Source organism: Steroidobacter sp. (assembly GCF_016790065.1).
GTDB lineage: Bacteria > Pseudomonadota > Gammaproteobacteria > Steroidobacterales > Steroidobacteraceae > Steroidobacter.
On record NZ_JAEUPY010000894.1, the window covers coordinates 1 to 5,611 of the forward strand.

General features: G+C 62.5%; 6 protein-coding genes. 5 read left to right on the top strand and 1 reads right to left on the bottom strand.

Annotation, left to right across the window (positions count from 1 at the left end):
• The 5 genes from infB to pnp all read left to right on the top strand — a co-directional run.
• Positions 1 to 971 (top strand): translation initiation factor IF-2 (gene infB, locus JNL55_RS35855; RefSeq protein ID WP_293866401.1); only part of this gene is annotated, 971 nt, incomplete at its 5' end.
• A 31-nt stretch (positions 972 to 1,002) separates the two neighbouring features.
• Positions 1,003 to 1,554: a 30S ribosome-binding factor RbfA gene (rbfA, locus tag JNL55_RS35860; RefSeq protein ID WP_293866404.1), complete on the top strand. Its 552-nt coding sequence runs from the start codon at positions 1,003 to 1,005 to the stop codon at positions 1,552 to 1,554.
• Positions 1,555 to 1,566: 12 nt separating this feature from the next.
• Complete coding sequence (truB, locus tag JNL55_RS35865) at positions 1,567 to 2,559, top strand: tRNA pseudouridine(55) synthase TruB (protein ID WP_293866407.1); 993 nt, start codon at positions 1,567 to 1,569, stop codon at positions 2,557 to 2,559.
• A 120-nt stretch (positions 2,560 to 2,679) separates the two neighbouring features.
• Positions 2,680 to 2,949: a 30S ribosomal protein S15 gene (rpsO, locus tag JNL55_RS35870; RefSeq protein ID WP_293866410.1), complete on the top strand. Its 270-nt coding sequence runs from the start codon at positions 2,680 to 2,682 to the stop codon at positions 2,947 to 2,949.
• A gap of 191 nt (positions 2,950 to 3,140) precedes the next feature.
• The gene (pnp, locus tag JNL55_RS35875) at positions 3,141 to 5,228 is read left to right on the top strand and encodes a polyribonucleotide nucleotidyltransferase (RefSeq protein ID WP_415923234.1); all 2,088 of its coding nucleotides are present in this window, start codon (positions 3,141 to 3,143) and stop codon (positions 5,226 to 5,228) included.
• 70 nt (positions 5,229 to 5,298) lie between these two features.
• On the opposite strand, the gene JNL55_RS35880 is transcribed toward pnp, so the two are convergent.
• Positions 5,299 to 5,611 (bottom strand): PHB accumulation regulatory domain-containing protein (locus tag JNL55_RS35880; protein ID WP_293866416.1); only part of this gene is annotated, 313 nt, incomplete at its 5' end.

The window sequence follows — 5,611 nt, forward strand, 5'->3', positions numbered from 1 at the left end:
TGGTCGAGTCCAGCATGGAGAAGGGCCGCGGCGCGGTCGCTACCGTGCTGGTCAAGCGCGGCGTGCTGAAGCCGGGCGACCCGATCATCGCGGGCACCGAGTTCGGTCGCGTGCGTGCCATGTTCGACGAACTGGGCAAGCCGGTGACCGAAGCCGGTCCGTCGTTGCCGGTCGTGGTGCTCGGTTTGTCGGGCGCGCCGAATGCCGGCGATGAGTTGCTGGTGGTCGAGAGCGAACGTAAGGCTCGCGAAGTGGCGTTGTATCGGCAGGGCAAGTTCCGCGATACCAAGCTGGCCAAGCAGGGCCCGGCCAAGCTCGAAGACATGTTGTCGCAGATGGGCGATGGCAAGGTCGCAACCGTGCACGTCGTCATCAAGGCGGACGTGCAAGGTTCGGCGGAAGCATTGCGCGACTCGCTCACCAAGCTGTCCACCGACGAGGTGGCGGTCAAGGTCATCGGCAGTGGCGTCGGCGGCATCACCGAGTCCGACATCACCATGGCGCAGGCGTCCAACGCACGCGTCATCGGCTTCAACGTGCGTGCCGACAGCTCGGCTCGTACGATGATCAAGGAAGCGGGCATCGACGTTCGTTACTACAGCATCATTTACGAAGCCATCGATGAGATGCGCGCGTTGCTGACGGGCATGCTGGCGCCGGAAGTGAAGGAACAGATCGTGGGCCTCGCCGAGGTGCGCGAAGTGTTCCGCTCCAGCAAGTTCGGCACGGTGGCCGGTTGTATCGTCGCGGACGGTTACGTCCGTCGCAACAATCCGATCCGCGTGCTGCGTAATAACGTGGTGATCTTCGAGGGCGGCCTCGAATCCCTGCGTCGCTTCAAGGACGACGTCAACGAAGTTCGTGCGGGTACCGAGTGCGGTATCGGCGTGAAGAACTACAACGACGTGCAGGTGGGCGACCAGATCGAGTGCTTCTCGCGTGTCGAAGTGGCACGTACGCTCGATGCTTGATCACTGACGCCGGTTTTTATTTCGAGGCTTGATGTCGACGAAGTCTTATCCCCGTGCCAAGCGGGTCGGGCAGCAGATTCAACGCGCGTTGAGCGAGTTGATTCGACGTGAACTGCGCGATCCGCGTCTCGGCATGATCACGTTGACCGACGTGCGCATGTCGAGCGACTTGAGCTACGCGACGATTTACTACTCGGTGCTGGGGGCGGATCCGCACCTGGCTCAGCAGATCCTCACGCAGGCTGCGGACATGCTCCGCGGCCCGCTGGGTCGCGCGCTCGGCATTCGGCACAGCCCGGAGCTGCGGTTCGTGAAGGATGAGCTGATCGAAAGCGGCGCGCGCTTGTCAGGGCTGATCAATCAGGCGGTGAAGAGCGACGTGGCTCGGCACGTGGACGATGAGCCGGCTGCGGCCCCCGAAAATGACAGCGACAGTGATGCCAACTCGGACGACGGCCACTACAGCTCAGACGATGACGACGACGGGCACTACGACTCCGACGAGGACGACTCGTCCGACTCGAGCACCGGCGACGACTCCGATCCCGACGCGGACGATCAACAGCGCTCTCCGAAGCGTTAACGGCCAACTCCAGTGAAGCGCTTCCATCGTGAAGTCGACGGCATCTTGCTGCTCGACAAGTCTCTCGGCGTGTCTTCAAACGCCGCTCTCCAACAGGTTCGTGTGCTGTACGGCGCGCTCAAGGCGGGTCATGCGGGCAGCCTCGATCCGCTCGCGTCCGGCTTGCTGCCGGTGTGCTTCGGCCAGGCCACGAAGGTTTGCGGCCGGCTGTTGAATTCGGGCAAGACCTATCGCGTCCTGGTGCAGCTCGGCGAGCTGACGCCCTCGGGCGATGGCGAAACCGAGGTGATCGAGCGTGCGCCGGTGCCGACGCTGACCGCAGCGGGTGTGGACGCCTTGCTGGCCCAGTTTTTGGGCCATCAGCAGCAAATTCCGCCCATGCATTCGGCGCTCAAGTTCGAAGGCAAGCGCCTGTACGAGCTGGCACGCAAGGGCGAGTCGGTCGAGCGCCCGCCTCGGGACATCATGATCCACAAGATCGCGCGGGTAGGCGCGGAGGAGGTCCTGGCCAGCAACCAGCTCGAATTCGACGTGTACTGCTCCAAGGGCACCTATATCCGCACGCTCGCGGCCGACATCGCGGTCAAGCTCGGCACCCTGGGCTATGTCAAAGGTTTGCGCCGCTTACACGTGGATCCGTTCGGCGAGCTGCCCATGTACACGCTGGACGCGCTCTCGACCGAGACGTTCGAGCAGCTTGCCGGCCGATTACTGCCGGTCGATACGGCGTTTGCCGACCTGCCGCGCCTGGATCTGGACGCGGCGACCGAGCAGAACCTGCTACTGGGCCGAACGGTGGCGGTCGAGTCCGCGCCGCTGGCCGGCGAAGTACGGCTGTACGGCGACTCCGAGCGTTTCCTGGGCTTGGGCGAAGGGCAGCCGGGTAACAGGGTCAAGCCGTCGCGGCTGTTCGTGGCGGTCGCCGAGACCGCCAGCCGAGGCTCGGGCCGAGGCCCCCGTCCAGGCGGTCGAGACGGCCGCTTCAGGCGCGGTCCCAGGACGTAATTCTTGGTTTTTCTTGAGTTTCTGGTTGAGATTCCGGGCCGCGCGGGTACAATGCGCGCCTCTCGAAATTAGAGAGATTTCTTCACGCGGCGATTCGTACGCCGCACCGAGGTTAAGCAAATGTCTTTGTCCACCGATCAAAAGGGCGGAATCGTCGCCCAGCACGCCCGTAACGCCAACGACACCGGTTCGCCGGAAGTCCAGATTGCGCTGCTGTCCGCACGCATCAACGGCCTGGGCGAGCACTTCTCTGCGCACAAGCGCGATCACGCCTCCCGCCGTGGCCTGTTGAAGATGGTGAACCAGCGCCGCAAGCTGCTGGACTATCTCAAGGCAACCGCGCCGGAGCGTTACACCGCTATCGTCGCCAGTCTCGGTCTGCGGCGCTAAACCGCGGACGGGGTGGAGCCGGACATCAAGTCATATGCCGGCCCACCTCACCGATCGCGTACGAACATCGAGACCTACCGTGTTCCGTTCGCAGCTCCTAGCCTTCAAGTCAATTTCATGCCTCGGCCAATTTGCGCCCTCGTGTTGCGCGATGAGCTGCTGAGCCATCCATTCAGTACGTGGGAACCATCGTGAGCGCCATCAAAAAAACTTTTGCCTTCGGTCAGCATCAAGTCACGATTGAAACCGGAGAAATGGCCCGCCAGGCTGACGGCGCGGTCGTGGTGTCGATGGGCGACACCGTGGTGCTGGTCACCGCCGTGGGCCGCAAGCAGGCCGATCCGAACAAAGACTTCTTTCCGCTGACCGTCAACTACATCGAGAAGACCTACGCCGCGGGCCGCATCCCCGGTGGCTTCTTCAAGCGTGAAGGCCGTCCGAGCGAAAAAGAAACGTTGACCTCGCGTTTGATCGATCGTCCGATCCGCCCGCTGTTCCCGGAACATTTCTTCAACGAGATCCAAGTGGTCGCCACCGTGGTCTCGCTGAATCCTGATATCGATGCCGACATTCCGGCGCTGCTCGGCGCCTCGGCCGCGCTGGCGCTGTCCGGCGTGCCGTTCCAGGGCCCGATCGGTGCCGCCAAGGTCGGTTATATCGATGGCCAGTACGTGCTCAACCCGACCGTCAAGCAGATCAAGACCTCGAAGCTGGACCTGGTGGTCGCCGGTACTGCCGAAGCCGTGTTGATGGTCGAATCCGAAGCCGATCGTCTGCCGGAAGATGTGATGCTGGGCGCCGTGGTGTTCGGTCACGAGCAGATGCAGGTCGCGATCAAGGCGATCAACGAGCTCAAGGCCGAAGCCGGCAAGCCGGCCTGGAAGTGGGCGGCCCCGGTCGCCAACACCACGCTGGAAGCTGCCGTTGCCGCCAATGCCAAGAGCAGCCTGAGCGAGGCTTACCAGATCATCGACAAGCTGCAGCGTCGCGACCGCGTGCAGGAAATCAAAGCTGCTGCCGTGACCGCGCTGGCCACCGGCGAAGCGCCGCAGTTCGCCGCCGGCGAAGTGTCCAAAGAATTCGCCAACCTCGAATATCGCATCGTGCGTGATCGCGTGATCTCCGGTGCGCCGCGTATCGACGGCCGCGACCAGAAGACGGTGCGTCCGATCACCATCAAGACCGGCGTGCTGCCGCGTACGCACGGTTCAGGCTTGTTTACTCGTGGCGAAACGCAGGCACTGGTCACCGTGACGCTCGGCACTGGCCGCGACGCGCAGATCATCGATGCGTTGGCCGGCGAGCGCAAAGAGCCGTTCATGTTCCATTACAACTTCCCTCCGTTCAGCGTGAACGAGACCGGCATGATGGGTTCGCCGAAGCGCCGCGAAATCGGTCACGGCAACCTGGCTCGTCGCGGCATCAATGCCGTGATGCCGGACATGACCAACTTCCCGTACGTGATCCGCGTGGTCTCGGAAATTCTCGAGTCCAACGGCTCCAGCTCCATGGCCAGCGTGTGCGGCTCCAGCCTGGCGCTGATGGATGCTGGCGTGCCGATCAAGGCTTCGGTGGCCGGTGTGGCGATGGGCCTGGTGAAGGAAGGCGACAAGTTCGCCGTGCTCACCGACATCCTCGGTGACGAAGATCATCTCGGCGACATGGACTTCAAGGTGGCCGGTACGCGCGATGGCGTGACGGCGCTGCAGATGGACATCAAGATCAACGGCATCACCAAGGAAATCATGCAGACCGCGTTGGCGCAGGCCAAGACCGGCCGACTGCACATCCTGGATCAGATGGACCAGATCCTGCCATCGGCACGTTCGCAGATGTCCGAGTGGGCACCTTCGATCATCACCATCAAGATCGATCCGGAAAAGATTCGCGAAGTCATCGGCAAGGGCGGTGCGGTCATCCGTGCCATCACCGAAGAGACCGGCACCACCATCGACATCGAGAACGACGGCACCGTCAAGATCGCATCGGTGGACGGCGTGTCGGGTCGCGAAGCGCAGCGTCGCATCGAGCTGATCACCGCGGAAGTCGAAGTGGGTCGCATCTATGAAGGCCGCGTTGCGCGTCTGATGGACTTCGGCGCGTTCGTCACCATCCTGCCGGGCAAGGACGGCTTGGTGCACATTTCGCAGATCTCCGAAGAGCGCGTCGAGCGCGTCAGCGACAAGCTCAAGGAAGGCGACGTGGTGCGCGTGAAGGTGCTGGAAGTGGATCGTCAGGGCCGCGTGCGTTTGAGCATGCGCAACGTCGACGCTGCTTAAGTCGTTCTAATGGACCGGGGGCAGTGGCCACTGCCTCCGGTCGCAAGACTGGTACCGTGACTGGTTACCTTTAGACGCGCGAGTCGGTTTCCGTATCCTCTGCGCGTTGGTCCCTGCGAGTTGCCGTAGCGGCACCGCTCATCACTTTGAAGATATCGTTCTGCACCGAGCGCCATCGCTCGAGGTTCTGCTGCGTCAGCGTAGCAATGCTGTCGTAGGCATCGTTGCCGAATACGCCTCGCATTTGATCCCGCATCTGTTGCTGTTGACTCGATAGCAACTTCAAACTCTGTTCCAAGTAGCTGCCGACCAGGCACTGCATCGCTCCGCCATATGAGCGGATCACCTGTGACAGGAAATCCTGACTCATCAGCGGTTCCCCG

What these genes read in the sequence shown, in the direction of transcription:
- rpsO (WP_293866410.1), top strand. Translation starts at nt 2,680, where the DNA reads ATGTCTTTGTCCACCGATCAAAAGGGCGGAATCGTCGCCCAGCACGCC.
- rbfA (WP_293866404.1), top strand. Translation starts at nt 1,003, where the DNA reads ATGTCGACGAAGTCTTATCCCCGTGCCAAGCGGGTCGGGCAGCAGATT.